The organism is Pelagimonas sp. KU-00592-HH (assembly GCF_040369695.1).
In the GTDB taxonomy this organism is placed as follows: domain Bacteria; phylum Pseudomonadota; class Alphaproteobacteria; order Rhodobacterales; family Rhodobacteraceae; genus Shimia.
This window is the reverse complement of record NZ_BAABWM010000001.1, coordinates 291,782-311,466: the sequence shown is the minus strand read 5'-3', so window position 1 is coordinate 311,466 and position 19,685 is coordinate 291,782. Positions and strand designations below refer to the sequence as shown.

Below are 19,685 nucleotides of genomic sequence, written 5' to 3'. Positions count from 1 at the left end.
AATGGGTTTCATCACTGGAGTTGGTCATTTCGCGCCGCGGGATTTGCGTGGGGCGGCAGAATGGGCGCGGCTTGAGGCTTTCGTGGCGGGCGAACCGCAGGCTTTCGGGCGCAACCCCGCCACAAGCCACGTGACGGGGTCGGCCTTTGTGCTGTCGCCGGACCGGCAATCGGTGCTGTTGACCCATCATCGCAAGCTGGATCGCTGGTTGCAGCTAGGCGGGCATTGCGACGGGATCGCGGATGCGGCTTTCGTGGCGCTGAAGGAAGCCTATGAGGAGAGCGGGCTTTCGCGGATCAGGGTTTTGAGTGACAGGGTGTTCGACGTCGACATCCACGAGATTCCGGCGCGGGGAGACGACCCGGCGCATCTGCATTACGACGTGCGGTTCCTGACGGTGGCCGAGGCAGGAGAGATCGCGGTGTCGGACGAATCCCACGATCTGGCCTGGGTGCCGATCGCGCAGTTGCGGCAGTATACGGAAGCGCGATCGGTTCTGGTTGTGGAAGAGGCAGCGGCGTTCCTAGAGTAGGACGTCGCTGGTGTCGATCTCGGCGAGTGTGGTGTTCAGCAAGGTCAGGGTATTGCTTGCGTCGAGGGTGATGAGGACATTGGTTCCCGACTGGTTCATGTGGGATGTGATGTCGGTGATGCCGTAGCTGCCGGAGATTGCGGTGAAGTCGATCACCTCGCCGTTGATGGAGCTATCGAAATCGGTGATCGTGTCATGACCGAATCCTGCTTCGAAAACAAAGATGTCGCCGCCGCCGTTGCCAGTTAGCAGGTCGTCGCCCGCGCCGCCCTTCAATTGGTCAGCCCCAAGGCCCGCTTTCAGCGTGTCATTGCCTGCGTCGCCTGCGAGGGTGTCCTGACCCTGAGCGCCCAGCAGGATATCATTGCCACCGCCACCCGCGATGTGATCGTTGCCATTCTGGCCGTAGAGGCTGTCGGCACCGTCGCCACCGGTTAAGGTGTCGTTGCCCTTGCCACCGTTCAGGAGGGCGGTACCCGTGTAAGTGGCCGAAAGGTTGTCGTTGCCCTTTTCGCCATAGACCCGGTTCTGGCCGTTACTGACGGTGATAATATCGTTTCCTGCACCGCCTTTCAGAAGGTTGTTGCCGTAATAGTCATCAACAACGTCTCGCCCTTGCGATCCAATGAAGGTGTCGTCTCCAAGACCAAAACCGAACTTGGAGCTTTTTTGAACGTCTCTGAGCACACGTGTCACGCCGCTCAGGTTTACGTAGTCATCTTGTTCCGTATCAAAAAATCCGCTTGAAATGTCGAAGAACTCGATGGACGACTTCTTGTTTAAAACAAGCCTGCCGTCGGTTTGATTGCCCACCACGGTGTCGTTGCCGGTGCCACCAAACAGCTCCATCTGAGAGCTGAAACGATGAACGGTGATGAGGTCATCTCCCGCGCCACCGAAAACCGTATCATTGCTGCCGACGCCTAGAATTGTGTCATTCCCACCGCGGGTACGAACGAGATTTTTGAATCCGTTGCAATGGACGATTTCTTTGAAGGATGATCCCCCGAAGAAGCTTTCAACGCCGGAAAGTCCTACTTGCAGGTGAACTTCTTTTGTTTCCTCGAAGTACCAGTCATAGGTTGTTTCGGCATCCATGTGGGAAATGCCCTTGATATCGATATGAGAGCCGGAAAGGCCGACATGAATATCATTGCCCAAGAGCGCTTCGATTGAGGCGGCTTTGTCGATGACGAGGTCAGATGCGCCCCACGGTCCGGTGAATTTGATGGTATCAAAGCCGTCACCGCCGGAAATCGACATGGGGGCAGCTGTTCCCGTTGTGAAATCGCTGAGTTCGAAAAGGTCATCACCTGCGCCGCCCGACAGTGTGGATGCGCCAGAGGTGGAGATGATCGTGTCATTGCCTTCGCCACCATCGACCACATTCCCGGAACTCCACAGCTTGAAGGAGTCGTTGCCGTCCCCTCCCGAGATCACGCTGGCACCATTTTGGACCCAAATCTCATCTTGGCCCGCGCCGCCGAAGATAGATCCAGTTCCGTCGTAGACGTTCAGGGTGTCATTGCCTTCGCCGCCCAGCAGTTCATAGGTCCCGCTGCTGATATAGAGGTAGTCATTGCCGGTGCCACCCACGAGTTTTCCCGACACGTTCGCTGAGAGATTGTCATTACCCGCGCCGCCAACCAGCGTGTCCCCGTTGTAGGAGGTCAGCGAGTCGTCGCCTTTCAGGCCCAGAATGAGATCGCCGCCGCCTGTTCCCGAAAGCCTGTCGTCTGCATTGCTGCCACGGATGGTTGCCATTGTTTTTTCGTCCTCAAATTGTCTGTATCAAAAGGATTTCTTGAGCTGCCGCAGCTCATGTTCTGGAAATTAGATGTAATCAGTTTGATGTGGATATACTAGTGAGAAATGCACGCTTGGGTTGCGTTTCTCGTCGCGTCAGCCAGCGCCGGATTTGCAGGCTAGGTGATCAGGAAAATCTGGTCCGAGACCTCAGATAGGGTGACATCCTCGATCGTCAGGGAGATGAACGAGTCGAATGCAATCACCACGTCATCGCCAACCTGGGTCATGTGGTTGGCGATATCGGTGACCGGCGGAAAGGTCAGGATATTGCTGATCTGGATGATCTCGGCGTCGCGGTCGGGGTTGAAACCGGTGATCGTGTCGTGGCCGAAGGGGCCTTCGAACAGGAAGAGATCGGGGCCTGCGCCGCCGTTCAGGAGGTCATTTCCGATACCGCCGATCAACACGTCGGCGTGGCTGCCACCTAGGAGGGTGTCATTGCCCTTGCCGCCTTCCAGCGAGTCGATGCCGCCGCCACCGGAGAGAAAGTCATCGCCGTCATTGCCAGAGAGATCATCGTCGCCCTTGTTGCCGAGGAGGCGGTCATTGCCACTGCCTCCTCCGAGGGTGTCTTTGCCGGTGCCGCCGTAGATGCGGGCCGAGCCACGCCCGAAGGAGGTTAGGAGGTCATTGCCTTCGTTGCCAAAGAGGGTGTCGTGGCCGGAGGATGCGGCGAGCCAGTCGTTGCCCTTGTTGCCCTTGAGGAAATCGTCTCCGCTGCTGTCATAGACAACGTCGCGGCCTTTGGAGCCGATGAAGGTGTCGTTGCCGCTCATGAGCATGAAGGCGCCGTTGGGGTTTTCATCGGTGTTGATAACGACACGGGTGACACCGCTGAGATCAAAGAGGTCGTCGCCTTGAGAGCCGTCGAAATTGCCGCCGGTGAACCTGAGAAATTCGATCGAGGCGGTGTCGTCGAGGATAATGCCGCCCGCGGCGGTTTCCCCGGCGGCCCAGTCGGTGCCCTGACCGCCGTAGAGTTCGATAGAGCCGCCGTTGCGGTCAAAGTAGATCAAGTCGTCGCCCGTGCCGCCGAACAGGGTGTCGGCCCCGAAACGCGACACAAGGATGTCGTCGCCGCCACGGCCGCGGATGAGATCGTCGCCGCTGTCGCCGTCGATGTATTCGGCAAAGGAGGATCCGCCGACGATATCGTTGCCGAGGCCGGTGTTGATGTTGAGATAGACTGAGCGGTTTTCGCCTATGCCACGGACATAGACGGTTTGCGCATCCATCGAAGTGATGCCGCCGAGTTCGAAATGATCGTCAATCTCGGTGCCGCTGAGGCTTAGCCCCAGAAGGGCTTCGACGGAGGTGGCCTGGTTGAGAATGAGTTTCGAACTTGGGGTGCGACCACTCAGGATAAGCGTGTCAAAGCCCGCGCCGCCGGTGAAGACCGAGGTGCTTGTGCCAAGGTGATTGCCGGTGATTTCAAAGGTGTCGTTGCCTGCACCGCCGTGGATCGTGGAGTTGCCGCGCGTGTCTATGATTTGATCTGCGCCCGCACCGCCGTAGATGGTGTCTCCGGTGTTTGACGCATAGATTGTGTCATTTCCTGCGCCACCCAGGGTGAGGAAGCTGCCACCGCCCGCGATGATGTTGTCATCGCCCAGCCCCCCGACCAGCTTGCCCGACCCGATGGCGTTAAGTTGATCGTCACCAGCGCCGCCGAGAAGAGTGTTGTTTCCGAAGCTGACCGACAGGCGATCATTGCCGTTGAGGCCATAAAGGATGTCGTTGCCTGATCCGCCGATCAGGCGGTCGTCGTTGTCGGTTCCCCGGATGATTGCCATGACATCAAATCCCTTAAACCAGGCCATTGGGTGATAATTGCGGTGGCGCGGAAATTCGGTGCGCCTTTGTGAAAACAGCCTAGCAAGGGGCGGGCCGGAAATCCAATGCCACGCGCCCCTTGCATGGGCAGGTGTTGCCGATGTGTCAGGCCAGTTCGGTTTCCACGTGGCTGCTGCGCTCGAGGGTGCGGTGGACCGGGCATTTGTCGGCGATCTCAAGGAGCTTCTGGCGCTGGGCGTCGTCGAGATCTCCGGCGAGGTGGATCACGCGGCGGAAGCTGTCGATCTTGTCGCCGGTGCGGTTGTCGGCGTCCTGGGCGTGGACCTTGTTGTGGCTGATGTCGACGCTGACATGTTCGAGCGGCCAGCCCTTGCGGCGGGCGTACATGCGGATGGTCATCGAGGTGCAGGCGCCAAGACCCGCCGACAGGAAGCCATAGGGCGACATGCCCTTGTTGGTGCCACCATAGGCAAGCGGTTCATCGGCGAGGGCATGGTGGAAGGGGCCGGCGTTGATGTCCTGAAGGAAGCCCGCGGTGTCGGCCTCGGAGACATGCACGATGCCTTCGGGGGTGGCAGGGGCCGGTGCCGGGGGGCGCAGGTCGAGGTAGCGACCGGCCCAGGCCGAGATGACCTCGGCGGCGTATTCGGCGTCTTCCGGGGTGGAGACCAGATGGTCGGCGTCATCCAAGGTAACGAAGCTCTTGGGGTGCTTGGCCGCGCCGAAGATCTCGGCGGCGTTTTCGATGCCGACCACATCGTCCTTGGGGGCGTGCAGCACGAGGAGGGCGCGTTTCAGGTTCCCGATGGCGGTGGAGAGGTTGGCGGCGGCGACGTCTTCGACAAATTCCTTGCGGATGGTGAAGGGGCGTCCGCCAAGGCAGACCTCGGCTTGTCCGGTGGATGCGATTTCCGAGAGGGCACCGCCGAAGTTGTGGGTCACGTGGCCGGGTTCAAAGGGCGCTCCGATGGTGGTGACGGCCTTGACCGAGGGCATGTCACCGGCGGCGCGCAGGACGGCGGCCCCACCCAGCGAGTGGCCGATCAGCAGCGAGGGGGCCATGTTGCGGCCGGCGAGGTAGCTGGCGGCGGCGTGTAGGTCGTCGACGTTGGAGGAGAAGGTCGTGTTGGCGAACTCGCCCTCGGAGTGGCCGAGGCCGGTGAAATCAAAGCGCAGGACGGCGATGCCCATGCTGGACAGGCGTGCTGCGATGCGACGGGCGGCGGGAATGTCCTTGGAACAGGTGAAGCAATGGGCAAACAGCGCGGTGGCCAGCAGCGGACCCTTGGGCAGATCAAGGCGTGCAGAGAGGGTATCGCCGTTGTGGCCTGAGAATGTGATGCGTTCGGTGGGCATGGGATGTCCTTGACGTCGTGTGTTGCTTCCAATCTGAGCGTAAAGCCGCCTGTAACCAAGGTATTGAAGGGCAGGGTCACGGGATGGTGACCGGGTGTTACACAGGGCGGTGCGTTTGGGTGTCAGATGATGCCGGAGCAGACGTGGTTTTCGAAACGGGTCGGTAGGTGCCCGGCGGCACCGCCGGGCTGCGCCTGCCTGCCCCTCGGCAGGCGCATTTGCGCCAACCCAGGCAGGCGCAGCCCTTTGTTATGATTTCCAAAATTCGGGGCCGCGCATTGAGTGGTTTGTATCGGCCAAGAAAAAGCCCCGGTGCGGAACACCGGGGCAGAGTGGCTGGGCTGGATGATGCCCAACGGGGAGGTAAGGGGTTAGGCCTGGCCCATCAGGCGGGCATCGAAGGGATAGCTGGTCAGGTTCTCGTAGCCGTCCTCGGTGATCAGCACCTGATCTTCCAGCTTGATCGAGAAGTCGCCGTTTTCCGGGCTGACTAGGGCTTCGACGCAGAGCACCATGCCGGGTTCGAGTTCGTAGTCGAAGGCGCCTTCGACCAGAGCGTCCGGATAGGCGATGAGGGGCCATTCGTCGCAAAGGCCGACGCCGTGCATCATGCAGCCGTATTTCTGGGCCTGGAACTGATCGTCGAGCTTGTGGCAGGCGCGGGAGATGTCCTGCATGTTCACGCCGGGTTTGAGCAGCTCCATGTTCTGCATGATGTGCTCGTGACCGTGCTGCATGGCATAGACCATGTCAGGGCGGGGGGGCTGATCGCCGATCCACCAGCTGCGCGAAATGTCGACGCAGATGCCGTAAGAGCCGACAAGGTCGGTGTCGAAGCTGACCATTTCGTTGTTCTGCACGATGCGTGGGCCGCATTCCTGAAACCATGGGTTGGTACGCGGGCCGGAGGCGAGCAGGCGGGTTTCGATCCATTCGCCGCCACGGCGGATGTTTTCGGCGTGAAGGACGGCCCAGATGTCATCCTCGCTCATGTTGCCACCGGGCACGCCCGCACGGGCGGCGCGTTCCATCTCGGCCACGGCGGTTTCGCAGGCGTGATGGGCACAGCGCATGGCAAGGATTTCGTCGGGGCCCTTGATCGAGCGGGATTTTTCGGTGACTTCCTCGCCTTCCATGATCTCGAAGCCCTGTGCCTCGAGGGCGCGCAGGCCGTGGATCATGATCTTGTCGACCGCGAGGCGCTTGTTGCCCGGGGCGTGTTCTTCCATGAGCTTGCGCACTTCGTTGGAGAAGACATCGGCGGCCACGTCGACCTTGTCGCCGCGATCAAAGTAGAAGAGATCGGCGCCGGCGCGCTGTTCGCGGACAAGGGGGTTGAATTCGCTGAGGAAAGGCGACTGTTTGTAGTCCCAGATCACCATGTAGCCGTCGGCGCACAGAAGAAGCGCGCGGAACGGGTTGTGGGTGTTCCAGAGCTGCATGTTAGTCGAGTCGGTGGCGTAGCGGATGTTGAGCGGATCGAACATCAAAAGGCCGCCGTAGCCACGGTCGACGATATGCTGCGTCAGGCGTTCCCAGCGATATTTGCGCATGGCCTGAAGGTCGGGCAGTTGCAGGCCTGCGGCGGCCCATTCCGAAAAGGCCAGCTGGGTCGGGCCGATTTCGACACGGTCCTGATCATTGGGTGTGTTGTCCCCCGTGCGGTCGCCGCGGTTGGGGTCGATCTTGCGGATGTCGCGGTGATAGTCGCGCATGGTGGCTGGCCTCCCTGAAGTCTGGGCATGAGTGTGCAGAGGGGAATCAGATCGGTCCTGCCTGAAACCGACCTCCATATGGTCTTTTTTGAATGCAGAGCACGGCAGGGTGGCCTAAGCATGTGGCATGAGCGAGATTTTACAGAAGACCATTCCCTATGATCCGCTGGCCGAGGTGCCGTTGCCGGGGATTTCACCGCTGGATTGGGCCGATTGGCTGATCGTGGACGAGGCCTATGGCGGGCAGATGGCGCGGCGGGAGGCCTTGCTGGAGGGGCAGCGCGACGCGGTCTATGCGCTGGACGAGAGCGGCTTTGAGGCGGCGTGCGAGTTGCTCGACAAGATCGTGGCGCAGGTTCTGGCGCGGGATGACTATGTGCGGGAGGGGGACGTGGTGACTTGCCCCGACGGGCGGCAGGTTGTTCTGGACCGGGCGTCGCCTTTGGTGACGGCGGCGCGGTTGGTGCAGGAGGACCTTTGCCTGCTGGACAAGCGTGGCGACGAGCATGTGCTGGTCGGGGCGGTCCTGTGTTTTCCGGCAAGCTGGATGCTGGCGGAGAAGTACATGCGCCCCTTGGTGGGTATCCACGAACCGGTGGCGGATTATACCGACAATATCGCAAAGCGGGTGCAGCGCCTGTTTGATGGCGTCCGGGCGGATCGGCCGCTCTGGCGGTTCAATGCGCTTTGGTACCATGATCCGGAGCTGTTTCAGCCGAGATCGGCCTTTGAGCCGCGTCGGATCGGGGCCGGATCCGGGGATGGGCCGTATCTGCGCAGCGAGAAGCAGAGCATCCTGCGCCTGCCCGAGAGCGGGGCAGTGGTGTTTTCGATCCATACCTTTGTCCTAAAGCGCGAGGATGTTGCCGGGGCCTGAGGGGGTGTCGGTAAGGGGTCTTGGACCTTGACGGGATTTCTGCGATTGTCCGGAAAAAATGGCGGCGCATATGAGCATTGAAGAACAATACGATACCTATCCCTATCCGGCGCGGAACCCCAAGGACGAGCGTAAGCGACTGATCCAGGGCTCGCCGTCGTTTCCGGTGGAGATGGACCATTACCTGTTCGGCGGCAAACGCAACTGGCGCGAGCCGATCCGCATTCTGGTGGCCGGGGGCGGTACGGGCGATGCGCTGGTGCAGTTGGCGCAGGTGTTGACCAGTGCCAAACGGCCTTATGAGATCACCTATGTCGATCTGTCCGTGACCGCCCGCGAGATTGCCGAGGCGCGGATTGCCGAGCGGCGGTTGCAGAATGTCACCTTCCACACCGGAAGCCTGCTGGATGCGCCGGAGTACGGGATGTTTGACTATATCGACTGTTGTGGCGTGCTGCACCACTTGCCGGAGCCCGACAAGGGCTTCAAGGCACTGTCCGAGGCGCTGGCCCCGCAGGGGGGCATGGGGCTTATGGTCTATGCGCCCTATGGGCGGAACGGCGTTTACCCGTTGCAGGAGGGGTTCAATGCCCTGTCGCAGGGGATGAGCGCGAAAGAGCGGCTGGCCTTTGGCAAGGCGACGCTCAGGAACCTGCCCAAGGCGCATCCGTTCAAGACCAATCCGGTGCTGGTGGACCACAAGAAAAGCGATGCGGGGTTTTACGACCTGCTGCTGCACTCGCAGGACCGGCCTTATACGGTGTCGGAACTGGCGGGGGCGCTGGACAGGGCGGGGCTGCAATCGGCGGGGTTCCTGCCAAGGGCGCTTTACCAGCTGGATGACCTGTTGCCTGCGGGGATGGACGTTCCGGAGGGATTGAGCGAGATCGACCGGATGGCGGCGGCCGAAAAACTTCGCGGGACCATCAAGACCCATATCGTTTACGCGGTGCATAAGGGGCGCGAGGACCTCAAGGCGATTGATCCGACCGATCCCTGGCTGGTGCCGCATCTGAAAAGCGGCGCGGGGCCGCAGCTTGCCAAGATGATCGAGCGCAAGGGCAAGATCTTGATGGATTTCCAGACCGAGAGCTATGAGTGGAAAATCCCGCGTGAGTGTGCGCCGCTCTTGGCACTGATCGACGGGCGCACACCGCTGGGTGTCTTGCGCGAGCGTGTGGGGCTGGACGAGTTCGTGTTTCGGGGACAATGGCGCAGGGTGCATGATGCGCTCGAGCCGTGGAACGAGCTGAACTATTCCAAGCTCTATGTCTGAGGCGGGTTTTCCGCGTTGACGGGGCCTTGTGACACTTTAGGGTTGTGACAAGGTGGCGGCTTTGCCCGCCCGCGAGCAGCAAAGGGGTTCCCCGATGGCGGTGAAAGAGTCAGCCGACAAGACAATTGCCCGTGCCAAACAGGCGGCGAAGGCGGGGGATCTGGTGAGCGCTGTCGAGGCGTTCCAGAGCGTGATTGCGCGGTTTCCCAAGAACAAGCGGGCGCAGCAGGGGATGGCGGCGCTGAAACCATCGGCCCTGCCGCAGGTTTTGCGGGCCGCTCAGGAGGCGCAGGGCAAGGCGGACTGGGCCGAGGCGGAGCGGCTTTTGCAAGCGGCGGTGGCGCTGGCTCCGGAGATGTCGGAGGTCTGGCTGGCGCTGGCGGCCTGTCAGCTGGAGATGCGAAAGGCACCGGCGGCGCTGATGGCGGCGGAGCGGGTTCTGGCGGCGCTGCCGGATCAGGCGGACGCGCTGAACTGCAAGGGGCGGGCGCTGCGGGAAATGGGGCGCGGGGACGAGGCGCAGGCCTGTTTCAAAGCGGCGCTTGGAAACCCGGCGACGGACGCGCAGACCTATACCAACCTTGGCATTCTTGCGCGGGCGCGCGGGGATAAGGATGCGGCTTCAGGATATTACCGTAAGGCGCTGGAATTGCAGCCGAACGAGCCTTTGTTGCACGCCAATCTTTCACAGGTGACCACTTATGTGGGCGGTGAGGACCATGTGACCCAGATGCGGGCGGCGCTGGCGGCCAAGGGGGCGGATGCGCCCGAAAGCGCGGCCCTGCATTTTGCCCTGTTCAAGGCGCTGGATGACATGGGGGAACGGGCCGAGGCCTTTGCCCATTTGCAAAAGGGCAATGCGCTGAAGAAACAGGCGCTGGGCTATGATTTCCAGAGCGACGCGCGGCCCTATGCGGTAAGCAAGATCCTGTTCGAGGCGCCGGTGGGCGAGGCTACGGGCAAGCCGGGGCTGCGGCCGATCTTTGTGACCGGCCTGCCGCGTACCGGCACCTCGCTGGTCGAGCGGATGCTGGGACAGGGCGACGGGGTGCAGACCTGTGGCGAGCTGCCGGTGGTGCAGAACGTGGTCGGGCGGTTGTTGCGCCGGGTGATGGGGCGCGACAAGCGGGTGTTGAAACGCGCCGACCTTGAGGCGTTGCGGGAAGAGCTGCTTGAGGGGCTGGCGGCCTATTCGGATGGCAGCCCGGTGCTGGTAGACAAGATGCCGCTGAACTTTCGCTGGATCGGCTATATCTGCGCGGCCCTGCCGGAAGCCCGCGTGGTGCATCTGGCGCGTGATCCGATGGCGGTGGCCTGGTCGCTGTACCGGCATGACTTTGTTGGCGCAGGCAACGGGTTTGCCTATGACGTGGCCGATATCGGGCGTTTCATGGTGCTGCACCGCGAGTGGATGGCGCATTGGCGCGCGGTCTGTCCGGGGCGGATTGTCGACGTGAGTTATGCCGATCTGGTGGAGGCACCGGAGGTGGCGACGCGGGCTTTGGCCGAAGGGGTTGGCCTTGACTGGTCCGAGGCATGGCTCGCGCCGGAAAAGGCGCGCGGGCAGGTGTTGACGGCGAGTGCCGAACAGGTGCGCAGGCCGATCTATACCGGCAGTGATGCGGGCTGGCGGGCCTATGAGGCCGAGTTGGCGCCGATGCGACAGGCGCTTGAGACGGCGGGGCTGGTTTAAGGCGTAAGGGCTGCGCCTGCCTGGGCGGGCGCACATGCGCCTGCCGCGCTAGAACACGCCCATCGCGAGGCCCATTGCCATGGCTGCGCCAAGGTCGCTACAGGGCGCAAGCTTTTCTACGGAAAGGGTTTTCGGGGCCAGAATGGCCTCGGGCGACTGGGCGTTGGTGCCGACAATGATCGGCTCCTGCACGGGTTTGAGCCGCCATCCGGTTGCGATGCGGGCGATCTGGCGGACGGCGTTTTCCCCGTCGGAGCCGGCGCAGACCATCTGGGCATAGGGGCGGCCTTCGATCCTGCCCAGAACGGGATAGTAGGCGCGGTCGAAGAAATCCTTCATCACGCCCGAAATCGCGGCAAGGTTCTCTGGCGCGCAGAAGATATAGCCATCTGCCGCAAGAAGGTGCTCGGGGCCGGCCTGATCGGCCTGGATCAGGGTTGTGGTGATCTCTGCCTTGGCCGCGCCATAGGCCGCCTCGGCCATCTGACGGCTGCCGCCGGTGCGGGAATGGTAAACGATGAGAAGTTCGGGCATGGCCGCAGGATAGCAGCCGGAGCGGGGAGGGGAAGGGGCTGTGAGTAGTTGCGCGTTGTGTGGGGGAGCTGCCAGCTTTGGCAGCAGCTCGTTTGAGTTTGGCAGCCTCCAGTCTTTGAAATTGATGTTTAGTCAATTTCATTTAAAACAGTGGAAGATGAGCAGTCTTACCGACATCGAAAAACGTTACTTAGAACGCTTGCTTCAAATGGGCAGCGGCTACGTGCTTGACTACTCCGACGTGACATATGGTGCTTTCTTTAATAAGTATAGCATCGACATTCATGGGCCCGAATACCAAGTCTATGGCACTTCCAAGGCTAAGAAAATGAGGGCTTTTTGGGATCTTGAACCCGATGCCACCGTCGGCAAGGTGCTTGCCGAGATGCTCGACTCTTACGTTGCAAATTGCGAACTAAGTGGTGCCGAAGTTGACATGCCGATACTTGAAAAAGGGCGTGCTGCGGTTGACCGCCTACTTGGCAATTCCACCAAGCCCAATGGCCAGGCAACGGAGAACCTTTTTCTTGATGTTGAATTTTCGCCCCCAAACATCAGCAGGCTTCCCATCGACGTGCAAATTGTGCCTATTGTCCAAAAACGTTTGGAAGAAGCGCAGGTGGCTTTGAGGGTAGGGGCAAACCTCTCAGTTATTCTCCTTTGCGGAAGCGTATTAGAAGCTGTGCTCCTTGGTGCCGCTCAAAATCAACCGGCGCTGTTTAACGATAGTAGGGCTAGTCCGAAAGACAATTCAGGTACCGTAAAGAAGTTTCATGAGTGGAGTCTCGCACAGTTCATTGACGTATCTTGCGAGATCGGGCTGCTCAAACCTGATGTGAAAAAATTTGGCCATGGTCTTCGTGACTTTCGGAATTACATCCACCCTTATCAGCAGTTAGTTTCTGGGTTTACTCCAGACCAGCACACTGCAAAATTATGCTTTCAAGTATTGAAAGCCGCGCTCGCAGACGTGGCGGGAGAACGCTGAAGGGTGAAGGAAGCGACGCTATCCGTAGTTGAACTAGAAAATCAAATCTTAGCTAAACCGGCTGTGTAGCCCGTTGTGTAACCGTCTTCTTTAGGGACTATTCGAAAAAAAAGGGCGCCCCGAGAGGCGCCCTTTCTTTTCACTGTCCCTGCTTTGATTAGCAGCTGTAGTACATGCCGAACTCGACCGGGTGGGGGGTCGTTTCGTAGAGGGTGACCTCTTCCATCTTGAGTTCGATGTAGCCTTCGATCTGGTCCTTGGTGAACACGTCGCCTGCGAGCAGGAAGTCGTGATCCGATTCCAGGGCTTCCAGAGCTTCACGCAGCGAACCACAGACGGTCGGGATGCCTGCCAGCTCTTCTGCCGGAAGATCGTAGAGGTTCTTGTCCATGGCTTCGCCGGGATCGATTTTGTTGGTGATGCCGTCGAGGCCAGCCATGATCAGGGCTGCGAATGCCAGGTAGGGGTTCGCGGCCGGATCGGGGAAGCGGGCTTCAACGCGCTTGGCTTTCGGCGATTCAGTCCACGGAATACGGACACAACCCGAACGGTTACGTGCCGAGTAGGCGCGCAGAACAGGTGCTTCGAAACCCGGAACCAGACGTTTGTAGGAGTTGGTTGCAGGGTTGGTGAAGGCGTTCAGGGTTTTCGCGTGCTTCAGGATGCCGCCGATGAAGTACAGGGCTTCCTGCGACAGGTCAGCGTATTTGTCGCCAGCGAACAGCGGCTTGCCATCTTTCCAGATCGACATGTTGACGTGCATACCGGTGCCGTTGTCGCCGTAGATCGGCTTGGGCATGAAGGTTGCGGTCTTGCCGTAGGAGGCGGCCACGTTGTGGATGATGTACTTGTACTTCTGAAGTTCGTCGGCCTGTTTGGTCAGGCTGTCAAAGATCAGGCCCAGTTCGTGCTGACAGGAGGCAACCTCGTGGTGGTGCTTGTCAACTTTCATGCCCAGACGCTTCATGGTCGAGAGCATTTCCGAACGGATGTCTTGTGCATCGTCGATCGGGTTCACGGGGAAGTAGCCGCCCTTGAGGCCCGGACGGTGGCCCGAGTTGCCCATTTCGTATTCGGTGTCGGTGTTCCACGAACCGTCAACCGCATCAACTTCGTAGGATACCTTGTTGATGGTGTTCGAGAAACGCACGTCGTCGAACAGGAAGAATTCCGCTTCGGGACCCATGTAGGCCACGTCACCGATGCCCGAGGATTTCAGGTATGCTTCGGCTTTCTGAGCGGTGCCGCGCGGGTCACGACCGTAGGCTTCGCCGGTGTCCGGCTCGACGATCGAGCAGTGGATGGCAACGGTTTTTTCCGCGTAGAAGGGATCCACGTAGGCCGAGGTGGTGTCGGGGATCAGTTTCATGTCCGAGTTTTCGATCGACTTCCAGCCGGCGATCGACGAACCGTCGAACATGAAGCCTTCTTCGAGGAAGTCTTCGTCGACCAGGTCAACGTCAACGGTTACGTGCTGGAGCTTGCCGCGCACGTCGGTGAAACGGATGTCGACATAGGCCGCATCTTCGTCTTTGATCAGCTGGAGAACTGCGTCTGCGCTCATTCTCATGGTCCTTCTGATTGAATGGAATTCAGGGTGGATTAAAGGGCGTCCGAACCGGATTCACCGGTACGGATGCGGATGGCTTGTTCGACGGGGCTTACGAAAATCTTGCCGTCGCCGATCTTGTCGGTCTTGGCCGCGTCCACGATGGCTTCAATCGCGGCGTCGACCTGATCATCATCGAGAACAACCTCGATTTTGACCTTGGGCAGGAAATCCACGACATATTCGGCGCCGCGGTAAAGCTCGGTATGGCCTTTCTGGCGACCAAAGCCCTTAACCTCGATGACGCTTAGGCCCTGGATGCCGGAGTCTTGCAGCGCTTCCTTGACCTCATCGAGCTTGAACGGCTTGATGATCGCTTCGATCTTTTTCATCTCGGGATTCTCCTCGCCTGAGTTGTTGGAAACTGACAGACCACTTTCATCAGGCGGTCACAATTGGCTAAGATGACGCGAGGGCCGAAGGGCGGGGAATTCCATTTCCTGTGATTAAAAAATAGGCGGAATGCGCGAAATTTGCGCCGAATTGAATCGCGAAAGATCGAGAAGTGACCGAAATACTGACAGCTGCACAAATGCGCGCCATCGAAAAAGCGGCAATCGAGTCGGGCGAGGTGATGGGCCTGGAGTTGATGGAACGGGCCGGACGCGGGGTTGTGGAGGCGATTTTCGAGGAATGGCCGGCGTTGGCGGAAGAGGGGGGCGCTGCCCCCCACGAGGCCCATGACGGGCCTCGTTCCCCCCGGGGTATTGAGGCCAAGAAGAAGCGGCGAGCGGTGGTTCTGTGCGGGCCGGGCAACAATGGCGGCGACGGGTTCGTGGTGGCGCGGTTGTTGAAAGAGCGTGGTTGGGAGGTGGAGGTGTTCCTGTACGGGGACGCCGGGAAGCTGCCGCCGGATGCGCGGGTGAATTATGAGCGGTGGTTGGAGATGGGCAGTGTGAGATCATTTTGCACACAGACCTTCGAAGACGAGAGTATCAGTAAGGGGGGGGCTCTTGTCGTTGATGCGCTTTTCGGAACTGGTCTGACGCGATCTGTCGAGTTGCCACTTGTTGCTTTGTCGCCAGAGCCGGCTTTGGGGTCGGACTATAAACTGGTTTCCGTGGATGTTCCGTCTGGGCTTTGCTCTGACAGTGGACGTCAGATTCTGAACGAAAGTCCGGATCAAGGCGGCATTGCTGCTCCTTCTGATCTGACAGTTTCATTTCACCGAGAAAAACTCGGCCATCGACTGGCAGATGGACCTGCTAGCTGTGGAAAAACCGTTGTTGCAGACATCGGTCTCGAGGGCTGGACCCGTCCGCGGGTGGGGGCGGACGGGGGCTGCCCGGCGGTGCCGCCGGGCGACATTGTCACCTTGGTTGATGGTTCTAATGCCTTGCTTGCCAAGGCGGGGGCGCACAAGTTTTCCCATGGCCACGCCCTGATCCTGTCTGGCGGTGCGGGAAAGTCCGGTGCTGCTCGTCTTGCGGCGCGGGGGGCGTTGCGGGTTGGGGTAGGGCTGGTCACGCTGGGAGTGCCGCATGATGCGCAGGCAGAGGTGGCGGCGCAGATCACGGCGTTGATGATGTGTGAGATTGGCGATGCCGGTGCCTTGGCGAAGACCCTGGAGGACGGGCGGCTGAATGCGCTGTGTCTCGGGCCGGGGTTAGGGTTGGAGCGGGTGCGGGAGTTCGTGCCGGTGGCGCTTGGCGCTGGGGCTAACGCGCGGCGGGCTGTGGTTCTGGATGCGGATGCCTTGAGCGCTTTTGCCGGTGCGCCGGATGCGTTGTTCGGGATGCTGCATGAGAATTGTGTGCTGACGCCGCACGGGGGGGAGTTCCAGCGGCTGTTTCCGGATCTTCATGCCCGGCTGGAGGAGGTGCCGACTAAGGGGCCGGCCTATTCCAAGGTGGATGCAACACGCGAGGCGGCGGCGCGAGCCGGGTGTACCGTGTTGTTCAAGGGACCGGATACGGTGATTGCCGCGCCGGAGGGGCGGTGTTCGGTGCATTCGGCGGCCTATGAGCGGGCAGCGCCTTGGTTGGCGACGGCGGGGTCGGGGGATGTGCTAGCCGGGTTCATCACCGGCCTTCTGGCGCGAGGGTTTTCGCCCATGGAGGCTGCTGAGACCGGGGCCTGGCTGCACGTGGAGTGTGCGCGGACGTTTGGTCCCGGCCTAATTGCCGAGGACCTGCCCGAAATGCTGCCACAGGTGTTCCGCGATCTCGGGCTTTAGCCTTTCGTGGCTGGCTGGCCATAAGCCGGTTTCATCGCGCAGCGACTGATCCCTTGAGTTTGTCGGGGGCTTAACTTGTTGGCGGAAGGCACAGATATATCAGTTGTTTTCACGAGGGCATCTTGGATTCTCCGTTGGATTGAAACGCGCCGCCCCCCATTCGGAACAGGTTTGTGGGGACAAAGGCATTTTTCCTCTCGCTTCCGCTGGAGAGCTTTGCTAAGACGCGCGGACCGTGCGGGTGTGGCGAAATTGGTAGACGCACCAGATTTAGGTTCTGGCGCCGCGAGGCGTGGGGGTTCAAGTCCCTCCACCCGCACCACTTTGAAAATAAACGGAAAAATTGAGTTTATTTGCTTGGGGAGCGCGCTGTTTCGCTTCGTGTTTCACAAAAAGTTTCACACTTTCACGCTTTGTGCTGTTTATGTTCTGTTCTTGGGTGGGCTCGAGTCGCGGCGGGATAGCGTGCTTTTCGTCATCGCCTTCGGTCTGGCTTGTGATCTGTGATTTTGAACCATCGCGAGGCTCTTTTGTCCCGTAATGTCATGTCACATACTGAACGCAGCAATATCGGCCCCTCTTGATATCTAATGCGCGGCACACTAAGTCAGACACGCAAAGCTTCCTCTTTCGACCTCCTGTATCCTTGCGGCCTCAGTTGATCTTACGACGACACTGAGCCGGGCTGTCGCATTTTGCGGATGGCAAATAATTTAGGAGACAACACGATGGCCAATGGCACCGTGAAATGGTTCAATTCCCAAAAGGGCTTCGGCTTTATCGCACCTGAACAGGGGGCGAAGGACGTATTCGTGCATATTTCAGCACTCGAACGCTCGGGCATTCAACAGCTAGACGACGGTCAAGCTGTGACTTTCGACATTGAAAGTGGCCGGGATGGCCGCGAATCTGCGGCCAATATCGTTTTGGCGTAAGCCTGCGAATAGAAAAAACGAAGCGGGGGCAGCTTACGGCTTGGCCCCGTTTTTTCATGGATTTGATTGTGAACCTCTGAGATGCGGAGATGCGGAGATGCTAAACACAACATAGAAGGAAAGAAACATTGATAGAAATAAATTGGGGAAACCCCATGACACTCGTTGTTTCATCGAAAGGTGAAACACAAAAATTCAGCACGATCGAGCAAGTCATTTATTGGCTTCGGAAAAAGTGGCCAGTCGCAGACAGAAAACGTGATATTGCGATCGACTACGCCGATGCTGCGATGAACTGTTTGGTAACGGTGGGAGCTGCCCGCAAAGCTTTTCTCGCTGCGGCTAAAACAGCAGGATTTCATCCTAGCGAAGAAATCGCTGGAACTAATCCAGGTAACTTACTGGTACCGTTTGATTGCCACCCTGAAAGGACCTCTAGAGATGGCAGAACTCGAAAAAGATAAGTTACCCAACGTTGAAAGCGCGCCGGCGGAATCGGTTATCGACCGGTCAACACGTATTTCGCGGCAAATAGTCAAAGACGAAGCTGAAGAGCGAGAACTCAAAACAGCTCGCCTTCGCAATGAGCGGCTCGAGAAAGAGGCCGATGGCTCCCAAAGTGAATCCGAAGCAAGTTCACAAGCGATACGTGGGAAAACCTAGCAAGGCAGAGCGTCATGACTTGCTCAGCTCCCCTGTTGTCAGTACAGCACCTGCCGGCAGGTCTTCGGCATCCAGCATCGACGCTACCCGTTCCAGCGATGCAACAAGCATGGCTTGCTCCCAGTCTTCGAGGTCCTTGAAGCGCCGAACAAACCGTTGCTGAAGAGGATCGGGGGCATTTTCGATGGTCTGCCACCCGAATTCAGTCATGACGATATTGGTCTGGCGCCGATCTTCCAGTGACTTTTCACGGACAACACATTCGCGGGCGACCAGCCTGTCGACCAATGCGGTTACGGTTGCCTGGCTTACGTGCATCCGGGTCGCAATGGCTTTTGCAGTGGTTTGACCCGTTTCCGCAACCATCTGAAGTGCCCGGAATTGTACCGATGTCAGTCCGGCCTGTTGCGCCAGTTCGCGCCCCGCGATTTCCGTCGCTCGAAGAATTTGCCGCAATGCAACCAGGCTGCTGTCGATACGATCCATATGAGGCTCCAAAGTCGAGGGTGGAGCGAGATTGTCAACTTTGCATCGGAATCTCAAGCTGTTTAGGTTGTAAGAATTTCGATAAATTAAGCGAAACATGCCTGTTTTGCACCATAACACTCACTTGCTGCGGCTTTTTGCTTAGTGAATTGAATTTTTTGATCTGACGTGATAGTTAGTTAATCAAAGTTTAGGAGAGAGTATGAAACATTCACTTGAGTTGTTTGAACAGCCAATTCCGACATTGCGCGCACCTCAGCCTGAAGACGGAGAGCGTGTTGCAATGCTGACGAAAGATGGCCGCAAACAGGTCTTTGGAGAGCTGCTTGGGGAACTCTCGGACTTTGAGCAATTCATGCACACTTCGATCGTAGCCGAAGTGGACGGCGAAGTTGTCGGCGCCGTTTTGGCCTATATTCCGCCCTTCGCCCCCGAAACCCTGAACATCCTGCAAGTGGTGATCCACGAAAACGAGGTCAACAAAGGGCTTGGGTCTCTGATGTTGGGGCAATTGATGCGCCGCGAGGTCTGTGCGGAAGTTGGCCGGGTAGAAACCACGATAAGTTCAGATGATGAAGTAACTTGGGCCCTGTTTCGCCGCTTTGCGCGCTGGCAGCGCAGCCGGATGGAAATCGCACTGTTTTTCACTCAAGCGCTGCAACCACATCGTCGGCACGAAAATGACAACCAAGTCACCATTCGACTTGCAGGTGAAGCTGTAAGCGCCGCCTGAGCCCCGATCGCGCGTCAAAACACCAAGTACAATCACAAGTTACCTGAAACGAAAGCAAAATGACTTTTATGACGATTGACAATGATACCGCTTACTACGCCGAAGAAGCTGCCACCTTGGGGGACCGGGTTGTCGCGGCGCGCGAAGCTACGGGAATGACACAAAAGGACTTGGCCCGGCAGTTGGGTGTCAAGCTAAAGACCGTCCAGGGCTGGGAGGACGACAGGACCGAGCCGCGCGCAAACAAGGCCCAAATGATGTCGGGCGTTCTCGGTGTCTCGTTGACATGGCTTCTCAGCGGCGAAGGTGAGGGCGTGGCTGAGCCAGCCGAAACCCAAGAGCTCGGCACGGATCTCTCTGCAGCTCTGAATGACATTCGCAAGTTGAAGGCAGAACTCTCACAATCTGTGCGTCAGCTCGGCGCGCTCGAAAAGCGGCTGCGGAGGGTTCTCTAAACAACGGGCCACTATTCAATTGTGCCCGTCAGTTCACCACAAAAAACGAAAGAG

At 59.1% G+C, this 19,685-nt stretch carries 19 protein-coding genes and 1 tRNA gene; 12 read left to right on the top strand and 8 right to left on the bottom strand.

Annotated elements, in window-relative coordinates:
- Window position 1 precedes the first annotated feature (1 nt).
- Window positions 2–532: an NUDIX hydrolase gene (locus ABWV42_RS01665; protein WP_353338629.1), complete on the top strand. Its 531-nt coding sequence runs from the start codon at window positions 2–4 to the stop codon at window positions 530–532.
- Here ABWV42_RS01665 and ABWV42_RS01660 read toward each other — a convergent pair.
- The 4 genes from ABWV42_RS01660 to dddP all read right to left on the bottom strand — a co-directional run bounded on the left by ABWV42_RS01660 (window position 524) and on the right by dddP (window position 7,206).
- Window positions 524–2,296 carry a calcium-binding protein gene (locus tag ABWV42_RS01660; RefSeq protein ID WP_353338628.1) on the bottom strand — a complete coding sequence of 591 codons (1,773 nt, stop codon included), beginning with the start codon at window positions 2,294–2,296 and terminating at the stop codon, window positions 524–526. The genes ABWV42_RS01665 and ABWV42_RS01660 overlap by 9 nt on opposite strands.
- A 161-nt stretch (window positions 2,297–2,457) precedes the next feature.
- The gene (locus tag ABWV42_RS01655) at window positions 2,458–4,134 is read right to left on the bottom strand and encodes a calcium-binding protein (protein ID WP_353338627.1); all 1,677 of its coding nucleotides are present in this window, start codon (window positions 4,132–4,134) and stop codon (window positions 2,458–2,460) included.
- 145 nt (window positions 4,135–4,279) lie between these two features.
- Window positions 4,280–5,491: a bifunctional alpha/beta hydrolase/OsmC family protein gene (locus ABWV42_RS01650; protein WP_353338626.1), complete on the bottom strand. Its 1,212-nt coding sequence runs from the start codon at window positions 5,489–5,491 to the stop codon at window positions 4,280–4,282.
- A 371-nt stretch (window positions 5,492–5,862) separates the two neighbouring features.
- Window positions 5,863–7,206 (bottom strand): dimethylsulfonioproprionate lyase DddP, encoded by a 1,344-nt coding sequence (dddP, locus tag ABWV42_RS01645; RefSeq protein WP_255109806.1) that lies wholly within the window; start codon window positions 7,204–7,206, stop codon window positions 5,863–5,865.
- A gap of 127 nt (window positions 7,207–7,333) precedes the next feature.
- Between dddP and ABWV42_RS01640 the strand changes: the two genes are divergently transcribed.
- The 3 genes from ABWV42_RS01640 (at window position 7,334) to ABWV42_RS01630 (ending at window position 11,052) form a co-directional block, all read left to right on the top strand.
- Entirely contained in the window at window positions 7,334–8,083 is a 750-nt protein-coding gene (locus ABWV42_RS01640) for a heme-dependent oxidative N-demethylase family protein (protein WP_353338625.1), read from the top strand.
- Between the two features lie 70 nt (window positions 8,084–8,153).
- Complete coding sequence (locus ABWV42_RS01635; RefSeq protein WP_353338624.1) at window positions 8,154–9,359, top strand: class I SAM-dependent methyltransferase; 1,206 nt, start codon at window positions 8,154–8,156, stop codon at window positions 9,357–9,359.
- A gap of 94 nt (window positions 9,360–9,453) precedes the next feature.
- Entirely contained in the window at window positions 9,454–11,052 is a 1,599-nt protein-coding gene (locus tag ABWV42_RS01630; RefSeq protein ID WP_353338623.1) for a tetratricopeptide repeat-containing sulfotransferase family protein, read from the top strand.
- 48 nt (window positions 11,053–11,100) lie between these two features.
- Here ABWV42_RS01630 and ABWV42_RS01625 read toward each other — a convergent pair whose 3' ends face one another.
- A complete protein-coding gene (locus tag ABWV42_RS01625; RefSeq protein ID WP_353338622.1) occupies window positions 11,101–11,586 on the bottom strand; it encodes a flavodoxin family protein in 486 nt (161 codons plus the stop codon).
- 157 nt (window positions 11,587–11,743) lie between these two features.
- Here ABWV42_RS01625 and ABWV42_RS01620 point away from each other — a divergent pair, with 157 nt between their 5' ends.
- Window positions 11,744–12,574 carry a hypothetical protein gene (locus ABWV42_RS01620; RefSeq protein WP_353338621.1) on the top strand — a complete coding sequence of 277 codons (831 nt, stop codon included), beginning with the start codon at window positions 11,744–11,746 and terminating at the stop codon, window positions 12,572–12,574.
- Between the two features lie 157 nt (window positions 12,575–12,731).
- Here the strand turns inward: ABWV42_RS01620 and glnA are convergent, their stop codons facing one another.
- Together glnA and ABWV42_RS01610 are read right to left on the bottom strand one after the other, a co-directional pair.
- Window positions 12,732–14,138 (bottom strand): type I glutamate--ammonia ligase, encoded by a 1,407-nt coding sequence (gene glnA, locus ABWV42_RS01615; protein WP_255109818.1) that lies wholly within the window; start codon window positions 14,136–14,138, stop codon window positions 12,732–12,734.
- Window positions 14,139–14,176: 38 nt separating this feature from the next.
- A complete protein-coding gene (locus ABWV42_RS01610; protein WP_353338620.1) occupies window positions 14,177–14,515 on the bottom strand; it encodes a P-II family nitrogen regulator in 339 nt (112 codons plus the stop codon).
- A gap of 173 nt (window positions 14,516–14,688) precedes the next feature.
- Here ABWV42_RS01610 and ABWV42_RS01605 point away from each other — a divergent pair, with 173 nt between their 5' ends.
- The 5 genes from ABWV42_RS01605 (at window position 14,689) to ABWV42_RS01585 (ending at window position 17,957) form a co-directional block, all read left to right on the top strand.
- Window positions 14,689–16,359 carry an NAD(P)H-hydrate dehydratase gene (locus ABWV42_RS01605; protein ID WP_353338619.1) on the top strand — a complete coding sequence of 557 codons (1,671 nt, stop codon included), beginning with the start codon at window positions 14,689–14,691 and terminating at the stop codon, window positions 16,357–16,359.
- Window positions 16,360–16,596: 237 nt separating this feature from the next.
- Window positions 16,597–16,681, top strand: a tRNA-Leu gene (locus ABWV42_RS01600).
- Between the two features lie 406 nt (window positions 16,682–17,087).
- Window positions 17,088–17,294, top strand: coding sequence for a cold-shock protein (locus ABWV42_RS01595; protein ID WP_353338618.1), 207 nt, complete (start codon window positions 17,088–17,090; stop codon window positions 17,292–17,294).
- 155 nt (window positions 17,295–17,449) lie between these two features.
- Window positions 17,450–17,758 (top strand): DUF982 domain-containing protein, encoded by a 309-nt coding sequence (locus ABWV42_RS01590; protein WP_353338617.1) that lies wholly within the window; start codon window positions 17,450–17,452, stop codon window positions 17,756–17,758.
- Window positions 17,736–17,957, top strand: a complete 222-nt coding sequence (locus ABWV42_RS01585; protein WP_353338616.1) for a hypothetical protein — start codon at window positions 17,736–17,738, stop codon at window positions 17,955–17,957. The genes ABWV42_RS01590 and ABWV42_RS01585 overlap by 23 nt, the downstream gene beginning before the upstream one ends.
- A gap of 12 nt (window positions 17,958–17,969) precedes the next feature.
- Here the strand turns inward: ABWV42_RS01585 and ABWV42_RS01580 are convergent, their stop codons facing one another.
- Window positions 17,970–18,443 carry a MarR family winged helix-turn-helix transcriptional regulator gene (locus ABWV42_RS01580; protein WP_353338615.1) on the bottom strand — a complete coding sequence of 158 codons (474 nt, stop codon included), beginning with the start codon at window positions 18,441–18,443 and terminating at the stop codon, window positions 17,970–17,972.
- A 202-nt stretch (window positions 18,444–18,645) separates the two neighbouring features.
- On the opposite strand from ABWV42_RS01580, the gene ABWV42_RS01575 reads away from it, so the two are divergent.
- Both ABWV42_RS01575 and ABWV42_RS01570 read left to right on the top strand, forming a co-directional pair.
- Window positions 18,646–19,176, top strand: a complete 531-nt coding sequence (locus tag ABWV42_RS01575) for a GNAT family N-acetyltransferase (RefSeq protein WP_353338614.1) — start codon at window positions 18,646–18,648, stop codon at window positions 19,174–19,176.
- 59 nt (window positions 19,177–19,235) lie between these two features.
- Window positions 19,236–19,631, top strand: coding sequence for a helix-turn-helix domain-containing protein (locus ABWV42_RS01570; protein ID WP_353338613.1), 396 nt, complete (start codon window positions 19,236–19,238; stop codon window positions 19,629–19,631).
- Window positions 19,632–19,685: the final 54 nt, after the last annotated feature.